This is a genomic window from Methylobacterium gregans (assembly GCF_022179245.1).
GTDB classification, from domain to species: Bacteria; Pseudomonadota; Alphaproteobacteria; order Rhizobiales; family Beijerinckiaceae; genus Methylobacterium; species Methylobacterium gregans.
The window spans coordinates 18791-37382 of the sequence record NZ_BPQM01000036.1 but is presented as its reverse complement, the minus strand read 5'-3'; the positions used below and the strand labels follow the sequence as shown (position 1 = coordinate 37382).

The 18592-nt window shown below is 69.3% G+C and carries 15 protein-coding genes; 4 read left to right on the top strand and 11 right to left on the bottom strand.

What is annotated here, in order from left to right:
* From MFF54_RS08935 to MFF54_RS08910, 6 genes are all read right to left on the bottom strand, one after another.
* The coding region (locus tag MFF54_RS08935; protein ID WP_238302252.1) for an STN domain-containing protein at nt 1-854 on the bottom strand (854 nt) is incomplete at its 3' end.
* Nucleotides 855-973: 119 nt separating this feature from the next.
* Nucleotides 974-1933, bottom strand: a complete 960-nt coding sequence (locus MFF54_RS08930) for a FecR family protein (RefSeq protein ID WP_370880144.1) — start codon at nt 1931-1933, stop codon at nt 974-976.
* 89 nt (nt 1934-2022) lie between these two features.
* Nucleotides 2023-2532 carry an RNA polymerase sigma factor gene (locus MFF54_RS08925; protein ID WP_238302250.1) on the bottom strand — a complete coding sequence of 170 codons (510 nt, stop codon included), beginning with the start codon at nt 2530-2532 and terminating at the stop codon, nt 2023-2025.
* Between the two features lie 394 nt (nt 2533-2926).
* Nucleotides 2927-3865, bottom strand: a complete 939-nt coding sequence (locus MFF54_RS08920; RefSeq protein WP_238302249.1) for a DMT family transporter — start codon at nt 3863-3865, stop codon at nt 2927-2929.
* Nucleotides 3866-3897: 32 nt separating this feature from the next.
* Nucleotides 3898-5166 (bottom strand): arsenic transporter, encoded by a 1269-nt coding sequence (locus tag MFF54_RS08915; RefSeq protein WP_238302248.1) that lies wholly within the window; start codon nt 5164-5166, stop codon nt 3898-3900.
* A gap of 54 nt (nt 5167-5220) precedes the next feature.
* A complete protein-coding gene (locus MFF54_RS08910; protein ID WP_238302247.1) occupies nt 5221-6336 on the bottom strand; it encodes a metallophosphoesterase family protein in 1116 nt (371 codons plus the stop codon).
* Nucleotides 6337-6810: 474 nt separating this feature from the next.
* On the opposite strand from MFF54_RS08910, the gene MFF54_RS08905 reads away from it, so the two are divergent.
* The gene (locus MFF54_RS08905) at nt 6811-7203 is read left to right on the top strand and encodes a hypothetical protein (RefSeq protein WP_238302246.1); all 393 of its coding nucleotides are present in this window, start codon (nt 6811-6813) and stop codon (nt 7201-7203) included.
* Nucleotides 7200-7946: a catalase family protein gene (locus MFF54_RS08900; protein WP_238302245.1), complete on the top strand. Its 747-nt coding sequence runs from the start codon at nt 7200-7202 to the stop codon at nt 7944-7946. Before MFF54_RS08905 ends, MFF54_RS08900 begins: the two co-directional genes overlap by 4 nt.
* Here the strand turns inward: MFF54_RS08900 and MFF54_RS08895 are convergent.
* Entirely contained in the window at nt 7889-8656 is a 768-nt protein-coding gene (locus MFF54_RS08895; protein ID WP_238302256.1) for a sigma-70 family RNA polymerase sigma factor, read from the bottom strand. The genes MFF54_RS08900 and MFF54_RS08895 overlap by 58 nt on opposite strands.
* Before the next feature lie 150 nt (nt 8657-8806).
* On the opposite strand from MFF54_RS08895, the gene MFF54_RS08890 reads away from it, so the two are divergent.
* On the top strand, nt 8807-9052 hold the full coding sequence (locus MFF54_RS08890; protein ID WP_238302244.1) for a hypothetical protein: 246 nt from the start codon (nt 8807-8809) through the stop codon (nt 9050-9052).
* A 57-nt stretch (nt 9053-9109) separates the two neighbouring features.
* Here MFF54_RS08890 and MFF54_RS08885 read toward each other — a convergent pair whose 3' ends face one another.
* The 3 genes from MFF54_RS08885 to MFF54_RS08875 are packed head-to-tail and all read right to left on the bottom strand — an operon-like array spanning nt 9110 to nt 14761.
* Nucleotides 9110-11587, bottom strand: a complete 2478-nt coding sequence (locus MFF54_RS08885; RefSeq protein WP_238302243.1) for a hypothetical protein — start codon at nt 11585-11587, stop codon at nt 9110-9112.
* Between the two features lie 39 nt (nt 11588-11626).
* Nucleotides 11627-12967: an HlyD family type I secretion periplasmic adaptor subunit gene (locus tag MFF54_RS08880; protein WP_238302242.1), complete on the bottom strand. Its 1341-nt coding sequence runs from the start codon at nt 12965-12967 to the stop codon at nt 11627-11629.
* Nucleotides 12968-12997: 30 nt separating this feature from the next.
* On the bottom strand, nt 12998-14761 hold the full coding sequence (locus MFF54_RS08875) for a type I secretion system permease/ATPase (protein ID WP_238302241.1): 1764 nt from the start codon (nt 14759-14761) through the stop codon (nt 12998-13000).
* Between the two features lie 469 nt (nt 14762-15230).
* Between MFF54_RS08875 and MFF54_RS08870 the strand changes: the two genes are divergently transcribed.
* Nucleotides 15231-15479 (top strand): helix-turn-helix domain-containing protein, encoded by a 249-nt coding sequence (locus MFF54_RS08870; protein WP_370880143.1) that lies wholly within the window; start codon nt 15231-15233, stop codon nt 15477-15479.
* Between the two features lie 31 nt (nt 15480-15510).
* On the opposite strand, the gene MFF54_RS08865 is transcribed toward MFF54_RS08870, so the two are convergent.
* On the bottom strand, nt 15511-18513 hold the full coding sequence (locus MFF54_RS08865; protein ID WP_238302240.1) for a PAS domain S-box protein: 3003 nt from the start codon (nt 18511-18513) through the stop codon (nt 15511-15513).
* Nucleotides 18514-18592 lie beyond the last annotated feature (79 nt).

Genomic DNA, 18592 nt, shown 5'->3' with positions numbered 1-18592 from the left:
ACGCGCTCCAGCCCCTCCGTGAAGGTTCGGCGCGGGTTGGCGAGGTAGAACAGGCCGTCGAACGCGGTGTCGAGGTTGGTGACCGAGAAGCCGCGAATGAAGTAGGAATCGCGCTCGCTGAACGGCGGGGCGTCGTTACGCACGGACGGGTTGTTCAGCACGACATCCGAGAGCGAGCGCGCCTGCTGGTCGTTGATCAGCTTCTCGGTATAGCCCGTCACGTTGAAGGGCGTCTGCAGGACCGAGCGATTGCCCAGGAAGCCGACGCGCGTGCCCGTTCCGACCTGGCCGCCCGCGTAGGGTACAGGCGGCTGCCCCACCGTGCCGCTCGCCGGCGGCAGGGCCGCGAGCGTGCCCGGGGCCGTGCGCTGGCCCTCCACGCTCAACTCGTCGAGGGTCACGGCGTGTGTCGGATCCCCGCCGAGCTGGACGTAGCGCGGATTGACGAGCGTGATCGTGGAGGGGCCGACCGCCCGGTAGGTCAGGCCCGTGCCGTCGAGGAGGCGGCCGAGCGCGTCGAGGGGCTGGTAAGCCCCCTCGACGCCTCGCGTCATCAGCCTCTCCGTCAGCGCGGTCGCGTAGACGAGCCTCACCCGGGCCTGCTCGGTGAAGGCGACCAGGGCCGGCTCGAGCGGACCCTGCGCGATCGACAGGGCGACCTGCCCCCCCTCCTGGGCGACTACGGGGGCCGGCGCGATCGCGATGATGCTCGGTCTGCGAGAGACCGCGTCCGAGGGGCTGCCTGTATCCTGGCTCTGAGCGGCGACCGGAACCATCGCCAGCACCGAAACGCCCGTCAGGGCGAAATTCGCTCGTCGCCCGTTGCCGGCATACCCACGCCTCCGCACCGCCATCCCGCACCCCATCCGTCTGCTCGAAGGGGCGGCGCGCTTCGCGCTCTCTCGCCCTTACCCACTGAGATCAACGAGGCGGCGATCTCCTGACGTCGGAGCGCGACGTTTTCTCGCCCGTTTCACAGGGGCGACCCGACCAGGGCAAGGAAGGGCGGCAGACGGGTGACGCGCACCCCCATCGTAGCGGCGATCACGTCGAGGGCGTCGTCCGTGTTGCGCGGGTCGAAAACCCCGGTAACGCGCCGCTCGCCCACACCGGGATCGAGCAGGACGATGCGGCCGCGACGGTAGCGCCCCAGTTCCGCCAGGACGGTAGACAGCCGCTCGCCAGAGAAGACGAGGCGGCCCTCCCGCCACCCCGCGCTCCGCCCCGAATCCGCCCGGATGACGGACGGGCGCTCCCCGTCCGAGAGCCGGACCGCCTCGCCCGCTGAGACCTGCAGGGACCCGCCAGCCGCCATCACCTCGACGCGTCCCTCGGCGACGTCCACGGGCCGCTCCGCCCCATCGACGCGCACGGAGAAGCGGGTCCCAAGCGCCCGAGCGCTCAAGCCATTCCCACGGACCACGAACGGACGCCGCGGGTCGGGCGCAACGTCGAAGAAGGCCTCACCGCGCAGGAGCTCGACCTCGCGCCCGGTCTCGTCGAAGTGCAGGGCGAGGGCTGTGTCGGTGTTGAGATCGATGCGGCTACCGTCGGCGAGGGTCGCGTGCGTGATCTCGCCGACGCCGCTCCAGAGGTCAGCCCGCATCCGGTCCAAAAGGCCGAGTTGATGGGCGAGCCCGGCGCAGAGAAAGGCTACGGCAGCGATACCGGCCAGACGCTTCGCGGTCCGGCGGCGCTGCCGAGGATCGGGAACGTTGCCGAGCTTGCGCCACAGCGCATCCATCTCGGCATAGGCCGTTTCGTGACCCGGATCGGAGGAGCGCCAGACCTCGAAGGCCTCGCGGTCACTTTCCGTCGCGTCGGGCGACGAGAGCCGCGCGACCCAGCCCGCGGCGACCTCGTAGACCGGGTCCTCGTCGCCCGCATGCTGCGGGCTGGTCGCATCGCTGTCGGCGCTGTCGGCCACTCTCATCCCCTTGAGGCCGCACCAGGGTTCGGGCGACCGAACCGTGTAACCCATGATCTAGGATCAACGAGACGCCGAACGCCTGACGTCATCCCTCATCGGCGATCGCCGAACCCGCGACGGCAGTGGAGAAGGGCCTTGATGAGGTGCTTCTCGACCATGTTCCGGCTGACGCCCAGACGGGCTGCGACCTCCCCGTTCGCGAGGCCGTCGATCCGGACGAGGAGGAACACCTCGCGGCACCGAGGCGGCAGTCCATCCACGGCCGCCGCGAGCCGCCTCAGCTCCTGCCGCGCAATGGCCTGACGTTCCGGCAGCGCATAGCCGTCGGCGATGCCCTCCAACTCCGCCTCGCTCAGGGTCCGGAACAGCGTACTCTCGAACCGCTGCCGGTTGCGCATCCGGAGGGCGACGTTGTTCGCGATCTGGAACAGGAAGGCCGAAGGCTGCTCGACCTGCGTGCGCGACAGGGCCGCGAGCATGCGCAGGTAGGTCTCTTGATGAGCGTCGGCGGCGTCGGCCGAATTTCCGAGCAGGCGCAGCAGGAAGCGCCGGAGCTTGACACTCTCGCTACGATGCAGCGCATCGATCGATATCGGCTGCATAGGGCCGGCCCACTCACCTCCAGCGCGTCGTATGGCAGGTCAAACACTTCATGGCCGACCAATCAAGTTGCTTCTGAAGGCAAAACGAGCTCACCACTTCATAATTATTACAAGATAAATGCTTGGGACTGTAGCAAGCCGTTGTGTTTCTTCTGCAAACACTCAAGCTCGGACGCGACCGCACGGACTCGGCCTTCCGCCGGACCTGCGACGCGCAGCCCGTGTGTTGCCATATGGCAACATTGCGCTGTTCGGGCTTTCCACTGCAGATCTGGCATCGCTGCCTGCGAGCGGCCGATCTTGCTCGACGCCGCTCGCACCTCCAGCCATGGCGGGGATGGATGGCTCGTCCGCGGAGGCTCGGAACACCTCGACCGCGACGGAGCCCACGTCATCAGAACACGGATATCAGGACGATCCCGGCCACCATAAGGGCGGCCCCGCCGAGCCGCGACGCGCCGGCCCGCACCTGCTTCATGCCGACCCAGCCGAAATGATCCAGTGCCACCGAGGTGAGGAGGTTGGCGGTAATCAGCAGGCCGTTGAAGGCGCCCGCGCCGACCTTGTCCACGAAGAGCAGGCCCGCGAACACCGCGACCGCTCCGGTGAGGCCAGCCAGGGGCATCCACCAGCGCACCCCTTCGACATCCGCCCGTTGCGGCAGCGGCTTCGGGCGCAGCAGGAAGACCAGCACGAACACGAACACCACCGGCAGGAACGAGACCATGGCTGCGAGCCAGGGATTGACCAGCGCGCCGCGCAGCTGCGCGTTCCAGACGACACCGATCGCCTGGAGGGCGCCCGCGACGACGATGAAGGGATAGAGCAGCCTCGGGTTCAGGCCGTGCCCTTCCTCCTTCGCGCCCGATTTCTCTCCCGTGTTGGGCGTGACCCGCGCGATGAAGGTGACGCCGATGGCCATGAGCAGGCCGCCGAGCCAGGGCATCGGCTTGAACCCGCCTCCAGGCAGACCGAACAGGCCGAGCGAATCCATCGCCAGCGAGGTCAGGATGTTGGCCGTCAGCGTCAGTCCGTTGAACGGGCCGGCGCCGACCTTGTCGACGAAGGCCAGGCCGCCGAACACAGCCACGGCCCCGGCCACGCCGCCCAACGGCGCGTACCAGGGCATGGAGGCGAGGCTGTCGAGGCTCGGCAGCGGCGTCGGCATCACCAGGAACAGCGTCGCGAAGACGAAGACGATCGGCAGGAACGAGACAGATGCAGCCAGGAACGGGTTGACCAGATGCCCGCGCAGCTGCGCGTTCATAGAGTTGCCGAGCGCCTGGAGTGCGCCGGCCACGATGATGAAGGGATAGAGCAGCGCGGCAGTCACGAGGGTACGTCTCCGGGTCGGCGAGGGCGGGATCAGACGAGGATCAGGGCGCCGAGCGCCAGGACGAGAGCCGGCGGCATCACGAGCATCCCGAGCTTCAGGAAACCCCAAGCGGACACGTCCTGGCCCTCACGCCGGATCGCCGTCAGCCAGAGGATCGTGGCGAGCGATCCCGTGACCGAGAGATTGGGTCCGAGATCGACGCCGATCAGGATCGCGCCTGCCACCGTCTCCGGGGCGTGTGCGGACTGCACGGCGGCCCCGGCCAGCAGCCCCGCCGGCAGGTTGTTGACGAGGTTCGAGCCGAAGGCGACGAGGGCGCTCCCTGCCCAGGCGGTCGCGGCGGGATCGCTGTCCGCGGCGCGTTTGAGCAAGTCGGCGAGCATCCCCAGCACCCCGGTCTTTTCCAGGGCCTCAACCAGGACGAACAGCCCGGCAACCAGCGGCAGCACGCTCCAGGACACGTCACGGGCGACCTCGACGACGCCACCGCGGTTGATCAGCAACACGACAAAAGTCGTGGCGAGACCGGCAACGAAAGTCGGTAGGCCGAGCTCGATCCCGGCAGCCGAGGCGCCGATCAGGGCCGCTCCGGTGGCGACGATCCCACAGGCGGCGATGAGGCCGCCCCGTCCGAGAGCCGGTGTGTCGACGTCGGTCGCGACCGTCTCGGTCTGCAGGGAGCCGTTCTGCGTCAGGCGCAGGACGAGGTACGTCGCGACGATCGCGAGGACCGAAGGCAGGGTGAAGGTTGCGAGCCATCGGCCCAGCGGCGGCATGTGCTCGGCGAAGACGACGAGGTTGGCCGGATTCGAGATCGGCAAGACGAAGCTCGCCGCGTTGGCGATGAAGGCGCAGATGAAAAGGTAGGGCAGCGGCTGCTTCACCCCGGCCGCCTTCGTGGCGGCGAAAACGGCTGGCGTCAGGACGACGGCGCAAGCGTCGTTCGAGAGGAACACCGTCACCACCGTGCCGACCAGATAGACGAGCGTGAACAGCCGCGTCGCCGAGCCCTGCGCGGCCCGCACTGCATGGGCGGCGAGCCAGTCGAACAGCCCCTCCTTCCGGGCCACCTCCGAGAGCAGCATCATGCCGACGAGGAACAGGTAGACATCGGTGCCCTTGGCCACGCCGTCGAGGGCGACCGACCAGGGCATCAGCCCGAGCACGACCAGGAGCACGGCGCCCAAGGTTGCCCAGATCGCCTCGGGCCACGCGAAGGGACGGAGGATCACGCCGAGAGTCGCCAGCGCGGCGATGCTCCATGTCGCGACGTTCGGGGTCAGGGTGAGCGCGCCCATCGGCGTCGAGCTTCCTTCTCTGGGTCTGCTAGGGGATTGGGTCCGAGGCGCCGCCTACCACTGCCGCCCGTTCCGGTTCGGGCCGAGCTGGGTGCCGAGCAGGCCCTTCTCCGGCCAGGGCCCGACAGCGTCAGCGTCGCTGCCGATTCCCCTCGATATCAGGGGTTCCGCACCCGTGCTCGCCGGTTCGACGACATCCTCGTCGAGACCACCCGCCATGTCCCGGGCGCGCACCGCGATCCGCCGCGCGCCCGGCGGCCAAGCGATGCGGGCCCGGTAACAGCGCTCATCCGCGCCGCGGAGCATCGGATGCCAGGAACCCTCATCGATGCAGCAGACGCACTCGACGATCTCGGTCGACCCGAGCACGACGGCGCGGATCTCCGTGTCACCCGCGACGGGGCGATCGTGCGCATGGGCAAGCCGCCGGTCGGAGGGGGTGGTGATCAGAACGAAGGGCCAGGACCGGCCGACCTCCTTGAAGCGCCACGCGACAGTGCCGCGGTCGAGAGCGGCGACGGCATAGCCGACCGGGCCCTCCTCGATCTGCCCGGTCGACCGGCAGGCCGCATAGACGGTGCGGCCATCATTGGCGAGTTCGTTGTAGTGGGTATGGCCCATCTCGACGAGCCGGACCGGCCCGCGATGGACCATCTCGGCAATCCGGGCCGCCTCGCCCTCGGCCTTCAGGTCCGCCGGATAGCTGTGCATGAACAGGGCGCAGATCCGCGCCTCCGCCTCAGCCTCGGCCAGCTCCCGTTCGAGCCAGGCGATCTGGTCGGACCCAAGCCGGAAGTCCAGTCCGCCCGTGCCCATGCCGCACATGTCGAGGAACAGGCAGCGCGTGCCCGAGACCGTGACGGCGTAGGGCAGCCTCTCCGCGCCGAGGCCGGCATAGAAGGCGTCGAGGCTGCCACCCTCCATGTCGTGGTCGCCGGTGATGACGTGAGCCGGCAGGCGCAGGCCTCGGAGCCCGGCGCGGACGAGCGCGTACTCTTCCGGCCGGCCGTGATCGGCATTGTCACCGGGCAGGAAGACGAAATCGAGTCCGCTGGTCTCGTCAATCTCGCTGAGGATGGCCTCGTAGTCGACGGCGTTCCGAGCGCGCGGATCGGTCAGATGGAGGTCGCCGACATGGGCGAAGACAAGGATTTCGGTGCGCTCGCTCATCCTCGCCCTACTCCGCAGCTGTGGCGAGCGGACCGGACACCGACCAGCTTTAAGAGAACGGGGAGGCCGTCCTGTCGATGACCGTCCTGCCAATATCCGCTCTGCATGCAGAAAGCTCCGGCGCCTATTTCTCCGCCCCGCGGCAAACGGGAGCTCTACAGTTGGCGGGCGCTCAAGTTGTTTACGTGACCCACGTTCCGAATCAATCCATCACAAGACAGTGATCGATACGCACGCGCACATCGGGCTTCACGGAGGACCGGCGAGCTTGGGTGACGCCACGGCTCGATCCAGGACGGGAAATCCCCGTCCGGTATGCTTGGCCGCATGTCTGAAACGCTCGCCCAGGGCGCAGCCAGAAGGCGTTCATCCCCAGCACATCGCGGAGATTTGGTCACGCTACCGCTCGGAACGGCGACCAATGCGGCCAGTTTGTCCCGAGTTCCAGCCCGAGAGCGATCCACGAAGGTCACGATGACCCTGCAGGCGCACGTCCGTTTCACTCCGGTTGTCGAGGACGTGAAACCCGACGAGGGGGGAGACGATCGAGCAGTTGAGCAAGACCTTCGATGCCATCCTGGAGCGAGTCTCGACGGATACCGGCCGCGCGGTGTGATCGGTGCGCGCGAAGGCGCAGGGCTTTCTGAAGGGCACGCGGACGGTCGAGGCCGGCCTGCCCCCCGAACTTACGCATGGCCTCAGTTCGCCAAGCCCGGTGAGCGCCGGGTACTCCTGCGCCTGTCGACGAATGCGGGCGGCATCCTGCCCGATGCGGTCTCGCTGCCGCGCGGCCGCGCGCTGAAGGGCCTGGACGTTCCCGGCGAGGGCCTGCCCGACGCGGAGGGCACCACGCAGAACTCATCATGATTAACGGCCCGGTACTGCAGGCGCCGGATGCAAGAACTTTTCTGCGCAGCCTGAACCTGCGCGCCGGGACGACGGACAGGGTCGAGGGCCTGAAGGTCGCTGTCTCCACGGTGCTGCGCGGCATCAAGAAGGCGCTGCAAACGGTCGACGTTCAGCGAGACCTATTACAGCGTCACGCCGTTCCAGTACGGGACGACATCGCCAAGTTCTCGATTGCGCCGGACTCTCCCCGCCTGACGGGCATGACCGGCAGCGAGATCGATGCCTCGGGTCGCCCGGACGTGATCCCCGAGACGGTCCGAGCCGAGATGGCCGATCTGGACGGGACGTGGACGTTCGGGGTTCAGCTCTGCGGCGATCTAGAGCGCCAGCCTGTCGAGGATCCCACCGTGGTCTGGGAGAGGGGCGTGGCGCCCTTCCAGACGGTGGTCACCATCCGGATCGGCCGACAGGACAGCTGGGAGACCAGCCGGGTCGACGCCGTCGACCAGCACATGCGCTTCAACGGCTGTCCGATCCACGAGCCTTCAGGCGGCTCAAGGCTGCGGGCGCCGCGCCGCACGCTGGCCGGCCTACCCCAGGAGGTTACCCCCGTGGTCAGGATACCCGTCGCGCAGCTGCGACAGATCGCATCTCGGCCTCCAATGGACGGAGAGCCAGCCACGGAAGCTGCCCTCTCAGACACTCAGGTGGCGAGCGGTTGCGCGGGTCGCTGGTCGGTGTGGATCGTTCCGCGACCGTGAAGGACGTCGCGCACCGACGGCGATGGCTTGGCATCCCCCAGAGCCTCCGCAAGGAACGCTCGGGCGCGGCTGACACGGCTCTTCATGGTCCCAGTCTGGCAGCCCATCACGGCGGCGGCCGCCTCGTAGGTCATGCCCTGCGCCCCGACGAGGAGCAGCGCCTCGCGCTGCCTGGCAGGCAGCCTGGCCATCGCCGCAAGCACCTTCTGCAGGTCCATGCCATGTTCCTGGACCGCGGGCGTGATCAGCTGCGCCGCAAGAGCGCCGTCCGCGTCCTCGACCTCGCGCTTGTGCCTCCGGCAGTCGCTGAAGAATTGGTTGCGCAGGATCGTGCAGAGCCACGCCTTCAGGTTCGTGCCGGCCACGAACTGCTCCTGTTTGGTCCACGCCTTGAGCACAGTCTCCTGCACGAGGTCGTCGGCGCGTGCTGAATCTGCGACAAGCGACATCGCGAAGCCGCGTAAGGCTGGGATCGCCTCGACGAGCCCATTCTTGAAAGCCAGGGCCTCGTCCTCTCGATGGGGCAACGCGGCGTCGAGTTGCGCGATGAGAGCCATCATCCGTTCGGGCGGCCGAGCTTCACAGAGCGCCTCGTAGGCCGTCCGCAGCTGGATGCCGAGATGATCCAGCAGGGCCGCGGGCATGGGAAGGGATGCGGAGAGGCTTCGGTTGCTCGGGTGATCCTGACCAAGGCCGCCTGCTATCAGCATGTCCATCAACTCACGTCTGCCGAGTCCGCCTGCGAAGATAGGACCCAGCGTTCCGGTCGTACAGTGAACATCTAACCCCCATGGGGTGGGGGATCGTTCCCTGTCACTTTGGCGTTTGCGCAGAGGCTCCGTGGGAGGGTGGCCGAGTTGATGCGAAGACCTGTGACCTACAGCATCGTCGACTGCCCGGACGGGCGGTTCGCGGTCGTGGCCATCTCGGCTTCGGGTACCGCCTATCGCCGCGACGGGTTCATGACGCTTGCCGACGCCGAGAGCTGCGCCGAGGGCCTGTCCGCCATCATGGCCGTCTGCGGCACGCCGCTCACGCGCCAGGACGGCGGGGGTACCTGGACCTGTCCGGGCTTCCCATCCGGCCTGATCAGGCGATCGTTCTAGACGAGCGGGAGCCGTGGCCGCCACGCTGTAGATGGGAGACCCAGCGCGGGAGGGCGGTCACCCGTGGAGATCGAGGTGGTGCATCTGCCCGGGGTGATCTGCCAGCCCGACCAGACCGACCTCGGCATGCGCGCCATCGTGCGCCTGCACATGGCCCGGTGCCGGAGCCGAGTCATGCCCGGGATCGGATGAGAACACGATGTTGCCGTGCGCATCGACGTTCGCCGCGAGCACCTTTCCCGGGCCCTGACTGATGGCCGCGCCGGCGTTTCGAGGCTGCACTGACGCGTCGTCGGCTTGCGGCGTGGTCGCATGCGGCGCGGCAGGGGCGTGCGTCGCAGCATCTCGCTGCGGACCGGGCCCGGCGCCGTCGGCAGTCCTGCCGTGTCCCGCATCAGGATCCGGGGTCGCGGCGACCGACTTTCGGTTCACGACGAGAGGCGGGTCATCGAGATGGGACGCGGCTGCGGCCTTGCCCGCGGCGCCCAGGCTCGCGGCGTCGCGCGATTCCGGAATCGCGCTGTCCGTACCGAGGCCGGTCGTCTGGCCGTGTCCGTGGGCGCCGCGGCCCTGCGCCTCGGCGCTCGAGGCTTCGCCCGCCTGCGCCGGTCCGTCGTGCGGGTGTGAGGTGGATGCAGCTTCGCCCGAAGCACCCGATCGCGCCTCGCCGTGCCCGGCCGGGACGAGCTTGTCGCCGCCGCCGAGCTGGCGGGGAACGTTGCCGTCGTGTCCGGACTCGGAGGCCGGCGAATGGGTCGCCGCGCTGGGACCGCCCTCCGCGTGCGCCGGGACGGCAGCGGCCGCCTTCGCCGCGCCATGCTCTCCGGAACCGGGCGCGTCCGAGCCGCGCCCGGCGGCCGGCTCGGCCCCGCCCGCAGCCTTGCCCGAAGACTCGGCGCCCTTCGCAGGATGGGCATCGGACTCCTGCGTCCCAGCCTGCGTCCAGGAGTGGGAGGTGGATGCGGTCTCCACCGGGGCGCCTGCTTCTCTCGAGCCATGTTCACCCAGATCGGACGTATCGCCGCCACTGGCGGGTCGGGAATCCCCCCGACCGTCCCGAGAGACGGCATCCGGCTGCGCGGCGGGTACCTCGGCCGACGCCACTGAGTGATGCCCGCGGGATTCTGCCGGACCGCCAGGGGCGTCACTTCTGTCGCCCGCCCGGCCGAGATCGCCGTCGCTCTCGCGGCGGCCGGGGTCGGCTCCGCCAGATGCCTCGCCTGGGCGCTCTGCGTGCACCCTCCCGGAATGGCCGTCGGCTGAAGTCGCGTCACCGTCGGTACCCCTCTCCCCCCTGATACCCTTGCTCCCCTCGATGCCCCTAGCCCCATCGGCACCCTTGGCCGCGCCACGGCCCGCCTCATCGGCCTCGATCGCGCCCTTGTCCGCATTGCGATGAAGGGCGCGCTCGATCCGAACCGGACCGCCAGAGACTGCGTCCTCGGCCGCATGCGCGACGCTCCGCGGCTGGCTCTGCACCGCCGCGTCGTCAGCGCCCGTGCGGGGGACGCCCGCCGCGTCCCCCAGACTCGCGGCGCTGGACGATGCCGCGCTCCGCTCCAGACCCGGCTCCACAGATGCGGGTGACCCCGCGGCGCGGGACGGGCCCGCCTCGCCGGACCGGAAAACGGCGTGGCCGTTCGGCTCCGCCGTGAGCGGGCCGCCTTGTGCGGGTGCCGCCTTCTCGGGACCGTCCGGCGCGACTTCGGCGCCTACGGGCCGGGAACCGGCCGCCGCACCCGGCTGTACGGCCGAGCCGGAGCCGGCGGGTACCGCGCCGGCCGATCCCTGCACATGCGGCGCGCCAGGGCCGGCCCTGTGGACCGCACCATCCGGCGACGCAGACGAGTCTGCATCGAGCGGGATATCTTGCGCCTTCGCGGCACGCGCCTGCGGATCGACGAGCGCCTCGAGCCCGCCTCGCGACTCCGCCTCCTCCGCCGCGAAGGCGGCGAAGATCATGGCCGAGACGACGAGCGCCTCGAGTTGCTTGCGGTAGCTGTCGCGCTCGTCCGCCTCGGCCGGGCCGGCTGAGCCTCCCGGACGCGGTTGGGGAGCCTGTTCGAGCCGGCCGACGGGCGCGAGCGCCGCGGCGTTGCCCAACTCGGCGGCCTCGGCATCCTCGGATGACAGGATCACGGTCGCGGCAGCCACCAGCGCCGCGAGCAGGGCGGCAGGATGAACGGTGATCCGCGTGCCGTCGCCACCCTGCCTGATTGGCAGAAGCTCGGGATGGCGCAGCGCAACTTGGTTGATGAGGCCGCGGAAATCGTCGCCCCACAGGGGGCCGTCCAGCACCTCGGAGGCGACTAGGTAGCGTCCGCCGATCCGCGCGAAATGCATGATGGGAGCGCCGTCCGGCCGGCAGAAGACGAACCACGGCTCCGCCTCGTCGCTGAGACCCTGCTCGCTGTCGATCGGCAGCCCGGCCCGGACCAGAGCGGCCTCGACCCGGTAGAATTCCGCGAGTTCCTGCTGCGACCAGCCGCGCCGGGCCGCCGTAGTGGGCGGCGGAAACGAGAGCACCTCACTCATCCGGATCTCCCTTCCGTGCTCGCCATGCACCCGACACCGCTACCGCTCATGGAAGCCGCGCCCCAGGGCGTCAAAGAACGGCGCGACGAGATAGTCGAGGGCCGTGCGTTCGCCGGCCGAGACGACGATCTCGGCTGGCAGGCCGGCGTGGAGGCGCGGTCGCACCGCCTCCGGTAGCTGGCGCTCGTCGATCTCGACGGTCCCGGCGAAGTAGGGCTGTCTGGTCGCTTCATCGATCAGGCGATCGCGCGAGACCGTCGTGAGCGTTCCGAAGATGGCCGGCATCCGCCGGGTCTGGAAGGCGGGGAACTTGATCTCGGCCCGCATGCCAGCCTGGACGGCTTCGAGGTCGTTCGGAGCGAACTGGACGCTGATCACGAGCCTATCGTTCGTCGGGACGATCTCCATCAACGGCTCTCCCGATCGGATGACCTGACCGATTGTGTAAACCTTCAGACCCTGGACGACCCCCTCGTGCGAGGCCCGCACCACGTGCCGGCGCAACACGTCCTGCGCGACGACTAGCTTCTCGCGCAGCTCGGTCACCTTTTGGCGAATTTCCAGCAACTGGGCGGTCAGGGTCTCCTGAAGCTTCTGGCGGAGCTGCGTGGCCTGCATCCGGGCCTCGCCGATGCCGTTCTGCGCCTTCGCGGTCTCGGCCACGGACCGCCCGATCACGCCCTCGAGGCGCGTGCGCTCGCGCTCCATGAGAAGCACGCGCGTGACGGGGATGAGGTTCTTCTCGCGCAGGCTCCGCAGGCCCGCCAGTTCCTCGTTGATCAGTGCGACCTGTCGCTCGACCGACGACTTCTCAACCACAAGCCCCGAGATCTCGGTCCTGAACTGCGTGACCCTGCTCTCGATGAGAGCGAGTTGAGCTCCGAAGGAGGCCCGACGCTCCGAGAGCTGGCTGGCCTGGTCGCCGATCATGCGGGCGACCGTGTCCTCGCTGCGGCGCGCGGCGATCTCGGGGGGGAGTTCGAGATCGGTGGTCTGGTCCTGCTCGGCGCGCAGGCGGGCCTCCAGGATCAGGGCGGCGTCGAGCTGGCCGCGCAGCAGGTCCGCGCTCGCGCGCGACTGCAGGGGATCGACGCGTAGGAGGACATCGCCCGTTCGGACGCTCTGCCCGTCGCGGACCAAGACCTCCTGAACGATGCCGCCCTCCAGGTGCTGGACCACCTTGCGGTTGCCCTCCACGACGACGACACCCGGACCGATGACGGCGCGGTCGAGGCGCGCGAGTGCCGCCCAGAGGCCGCCGACGCCGAAGGTCGCGGCGATGAGCGCGTAGCCCGCGACAGCGTAGCGCCGCCAGTGGATCTCGCTCGGGGCAGGCGAACTCCTAACCGGCAGCCGGCGCGTCGCGACCGGCAGGGTCATCCGCTCTTCGATTCGCACGGCCGGCATCGCTTACCCCGCGTTCCGCTGTGCGTCGGCGCCGTTATGGTCGGCTGGTACCGCGCGGATTCCGGTCGGGAGCAGGGTCGGGTTCGGACGCGGACCGAGCACCTGCCCGAGAACGTGCTCCGCGCTACCGCACGTCTGCAGGCCACCGCCGCCCATCACCAAGATCCGATCTGCCTCGGCGAGGAGAGCGAGCTTGTGCGTCACGATCACGACTGTCGTTCCCGACCGCTTCAGATCCGCCACCGCTCGCATCAGGGCTGCCTCGCCCGGCTGATCAAGGCTCGCGTTGGGCTCGTCGAGGACGATGAGGCTCGGATCTCCGAACAGCGCCCGGGCGAGCGCGATGCGCTGACGCTGTCCGCCTGACAAGCCGGTTCCGGACGTCCCAATCACCGTGTTGTAGCCGTCGGGCAGCGCCTGGATCAGTTCGTGGCAGCCGGCGCGCTGCGCCACCGCGATCACGTCCGCATCGTCCGCGTCGGCGAAGCGCGCGATGTTCTGCGCCACCGTACCGTCGAGCAGCTCCACGTCCTGGGGGAGGTAGCCGATGTGGCGCCCCAGCCCTTGCGGATCCCAGTGACGGAGGTCGGAACCGTCGATACGAATCCCGCCATCGAGTAGGGGCCAGATCCCCGTCATGGCGCGGGCCAGCGTCGATTTACCAGCGGCGCTCGGCCCGATGATGCCCACCACGCTACCGGGCTCCAGGCGGAAGCTGACATCGGTCAGGATCGGGCGCGCCGAGCCGGGCGCCGCGACCGAGACATTCTCGGCCTCGATCAGGCCGCGGGGACGCGGCAGTGTCACGCGACGTAGCTCCGGCTCGGCGAGGGCGACGAGGTCGCGCAGGCGCCGGTAACTCCCCCGAGCAGCACAGAACCCCTTCCAGTTGCCCACGACGGCCTCGATCGGCGCGAGCGTCCGGCCGATGATGATCGAGGCCGCGATCATAGACCCGGCGGAAATCTCCCGGTGAATCGCCAGATAGGCGCCCGCCCCGAGGACCAGCGTCTGGAGAAGCATCCGGACGAACTTCGTCGCGGCCACGATGAGGCCGGCTCTGTCGCTGGCGTCGGCCTGCCGTACCAGCACGTCATCGTGGCGGCGGCGCCAGAGCCCGCGGAGGTCCGCGAGCATCCCCATGGCCTGCAGGACCTCCCCGTTCCGGAAGGTCGCCGCGGCCTGCTGCCCGGCCACTCGGGAGGCACGGTTGGCCGCGTCTAGCGGCCCGCGGGTAGCGAATTCGTTGAGGACAGTCAGGCCGAGGATCGCGCCGCCGCCAAGGAGAGCCATCCACCCGAACCAGGGATGGAGCACGAAGCAGGCGACGAGAAAGATCGGCGTCCAGGGCAGGTCGCAGAAGGCCAGGATGCCGCTGCCCGTCAGGAACTCGCGCAGGACATCCACGTCCCGCAGCGCCGTCTCGTGCTGCGCGCCTGGCCTCAGCAGCGTCCCGCGATGGGCGGCGTCGAAAATCGGGTCCGCGATTTTCTGGTCGAAGATCATGCCGCCGCGCACCAGTAGCCGCGCGCGCAGCATCTCCAGCGAGGCGTAGACCGCGAGGCCGAACGCCGCGATCAGAGTGAGGCCGATCAGCGTCGTCTCATTGCGACTGGGCAGAACCCGGTCGTAGATCTGCAGCATGTAGAGAGGGCTCACGAAGAGCAGCAGGTTGACGAAGAACCCGAACACCACGGCGGTCACAAGGACCGGCCGCATCGCGCGGAGCCCGTCGTTCAGCGCCGCCGGCATCGCCTGATCCCTCATCCGTCCGCCTATAGCCGGCCCGCCCGGAACGCCGGGACCGGAGCGGGGATCAGGACTGTGATGCCACGGCCTGTCGATATCGCGGAGCGGCGCGCGGTCCATCCACCCGGACGGGCGCGTCGAACGGGCGTGCCAGATGCGCCGACCATCTCAGCCACCTCCACCGAACTCCCCCGACGGAGAAAGATAGCGCCGTTTGAAAGCATTCCAAGCGGCGCATCCCGCGGGCGGGAGCGGGCAGGAGGCGCGGAAGCAGGATCAGTCCGGATGCCGGGTTCGCATGCCTGGACAGCGCGAGATGTTCCTGAAATATGGATGTCACTGTACAATTCCCATCGCGAAGCAGCGATCGCATACGGGAAGGCGCGGCGCGGTGTATGCTCATCACCAACGTCTGGATTCCGAACGTGTGCTTGAGCTGCGCCGTGAGGGCGGCCGGTACCTGAAAGAACTCAGGGAAGGCCGAGGGTTGTCGCAGAGACAACTCGCACAACTGGTCGGGGCGGAATACTACACGTTCATCTCCCAACTTGAGACGGGGCGCGGTCGGATACCGCCCGACCGCTACCGTGCCTGGGCGGATGCTCTGGGCATACCGGCCAAGGACTTGGTCCGGAACGTGATGCGCTTCTACGATCCGCTCACCTATGAGATCCTGTTCGACGCCGAACCCGCGTCCCGGACACCCCCGAACCCGGCCGGCACGCACCGGGCCTGAGGGCGCCGCATCGTCGACGGGCCGACGCTGGTCAGGCGGCCTCGCCGTGGTCCTGCATCGCCGCGAGGGGAGCTTCCAGGCGGCAGATCAGGCCGGTCGGGGCGTAGGTGAGGCGGACCTCGCCGCCTACCTCGGCGGCGAAGCTGCGCTCGATCAGGCGCGAGCCGAAGCCGCGGCGCGACGGCGGCCTCAGGATCGGCGGACCCGCCTGCTCGGACCAGACCAGGCAGAAGCGCGGCGCGCCAGCCCGCACCACGTGCCAGCGCAGGTCGATGCTGCCCGCGTCGTTCGAGAGCGCTCCGTATTTCGCCGCGTTTGTGGCGAGTTCGTGGAGCGCCAGAGCGAGGGACAAGGCCGCCCGCGCGCCGAGGCGCACGGCCGGGCCGCCGGTGCGGATGCGCGCGGTCTCGGCGCCCCGGTGGACCGCGAGAGCGCCCTCCACGACCTCGGTGATGGGCGCTTCCGTCCAACTCGACCGGGTCAGGATGTCGTGGGCACGCCCGAGCGAGACTAGGCGTGCCGCGAAGGCCTCCCGGGTCGCGCCGAGGTCGGTGGCGTCCCGGAAGGTCTGGCTGGCGATCGCCTGCACCAGCGCGAGGGTGTTCTTCACTCGGTGCTGCAACTCGCCCGTGAGCAGGCGCTGATGCTCCTCGGCTCGCTTGCGGGCGGTGATGTCCAGCATGGCCCCGATCATCCGGACCGCTGCGCCCTGCGCGTTACGGATGACGTAGCCCCGATCGAGGATATCGGCGTAGGTCCCGTCCGCGCGCCGGAACCGGTACTCGTCACTCCAGGCGCTGCCGGTTCCGTCGATCACCGCGTGGATGGAGTCGTCGATCCGCGATCGGTCGTCAGGATGGATCTGCGCGATCCACCAGTCGCCCGTTCGGTCGACCGCGCCGGGCGCGTGACCGTGGGCGGCCTCCAGCGCCTCGTTCCAGCGAACGTGGTTCGTTGCGAGGTTCCAGTCCCAGATCGCATCGTTGGTGGCCCGCGCGGCGAGCCGGTAGCGCTCCTCGGTCTCGCGCAGGGCCTGCTCGGCCCGGAGGCTCTCGGTCACGTCGCGCACCGTGCCGATGAAGCGCACGGTGAGCCCATCCACGACGAAGGCCTGCCCCTTGGCGGCCACCCAGCGCTCGACGCCGTCCTCGAGGCCCACCGTCCGGTACGCGATATCGAAGGTGCCGGGGCCGGTCGGGTCGAGGACGGCCTTGACGGCCCCGTCGACCCATTCCCTGTCGTCGGGGTGCAGGCCCGCCAGGAAGACGTCGTAGGTAACGGGCGCGTCGGGCCGCAGGCCGAACAGCGCGCGGGTCCGCACGTCCCATTCCAGCGTGTCGGTGACGAGGTCGTAGTCGAAGATGCCGGTGCCGGTCGCATCGACGGCCAAGCGCAATTGCTCGCGCGCCCTGCGCAGATCCTCCTCGGTCCGGCGCCGGTCGTGGATGTCGCTGTTGCTGCCGAGCCAGCCGACCACCGCACCGCCCGGGTCACGCAGCGGCTCGGCGCGGATCAGGAACCAGCGGTAGCAACCCTCGCGGTCGCGCAGACGCGCCTCGGTGTCGTAGACGATCTCTCGCGTGCGCGCGGTCTCCCAGGCCTGGAGAAGGTTCGCCAGATCGTCCGGATGGATCACCGCGCCCCAGCCGAAGGGCAGCGCCTCCTCCGGGGTCTGACCCGTATAGGCGTACCAGCGCTCGTTCAGGTAGCTCAGGCTGCCGTCCGTGTTTCCGAACCAGATGATCGCGGGCGCCAGTGCGGTGAGCGCTGCGAAGCGCTCCTCGGCGACCTTGCGCTCGTGGATGTCGAGCGTGGTGCCGATCCAGCTCGTGAGGCGGCCCTCGGCGTCGCGCACGGGCTGGGCCCGCGATAGGAACCAGCGGTACTGCCCGTCGGCCCGACGGAGCGGAAACTCGACCTCGTAGGGGCCCTGGCTCTGCGTCGCTCCGAGCCAGCTGTCGCGGACGCGCTCGCGGTGGGTGGGATGGATCACCCCCATCCAGCTGGCCTCGCCGGTCTCGCCGGCGGGCAGCCCCGTGTAGTCGTACCAGTAGGCGTTGCAGTAGGTGATGGCGCCGCCCGCATCGCCGAACCAGACCACCTGCGGGCTGACCTCGACCAGGGAGCGGTAGCGGAGCTCGCTCGCTTGGAGCGCGGCCTCGGCGGTGCGCTGCCCAGTGCGATCACGCAGGATCTTGACGAAGCCCATCAGCGCGCCGTTCTCGGAGCGCAGGGGCATCATCTCACCCGAGGCCCAGAAGCGGCTCCCGTCCTTGCGCATGTGCCAGCGCTCATCGGGCGCGCTGCCGGTCTCCGTGGCCAGGCGCCGCTCGACCCCGGGCCTGCCGCCCGCTCGATCTTCCGATGTGAACACCACATCAACGGTCCGGCCCAGCATCTCGACCTCGGTCCAGCCCAGGATCCGCTCCGCGCCCGCATTCCAGCGCGTGACCAGGCCCTGCGGATCCGTGGCGACGATCGCGTAATCGGCCGCGCTGTCGAGGATCCGCTCGTGCAGCAGGCGCTGCTCCTCCTGCTCGCGCAGCGCGCGGCGCAGCTCCATCTGGACCATCGCATGGCGGGCGAGCCGGCTCAGGCCACGACGCTGCCGTTCCGAGAGCTCGCGCGGCTTAGTGTCGAGGACGCAGACGGTTCCGATTGCCTGCCCCTCGGCGGTCCTCAGGAGAGCGCCCGCGTAGAAGCGCAAGCCCGGATCGCCCGTGACGAGCGGGTTGAGCGCGAAGCGGGAATCGCGCGCGGTATCGGGCACGTAGAGGAAATCGTCGTGCAGGATGGCCTGCCGGCAGAAGGAGCTCTCGAGAGGCGTCTCGCGCACGCCGAGGCCGACCTCGGCCTTGAAGAACTGCCGCCCGTCGCCGACGAGATTGACGACCGCGATCGGAGCCTCGCAGAGCTCGGCGGCCGCCTCTGCGATCTCGTCAAAATCCTGATCGCGCGGGGTATCGAGCAGCCGGTAGCGGTCCAGTGCGCGAAGGCGCGCCGCCTCCCGCTCGCTCGTCGTGGGGCGGTTCATTCTTCAGACAGGCTTGGGACGGACGGACGGTCCCACCAGAGCGGGACGGCCGCGGCGAAAGTGAGGCCGCCGTTCCGGC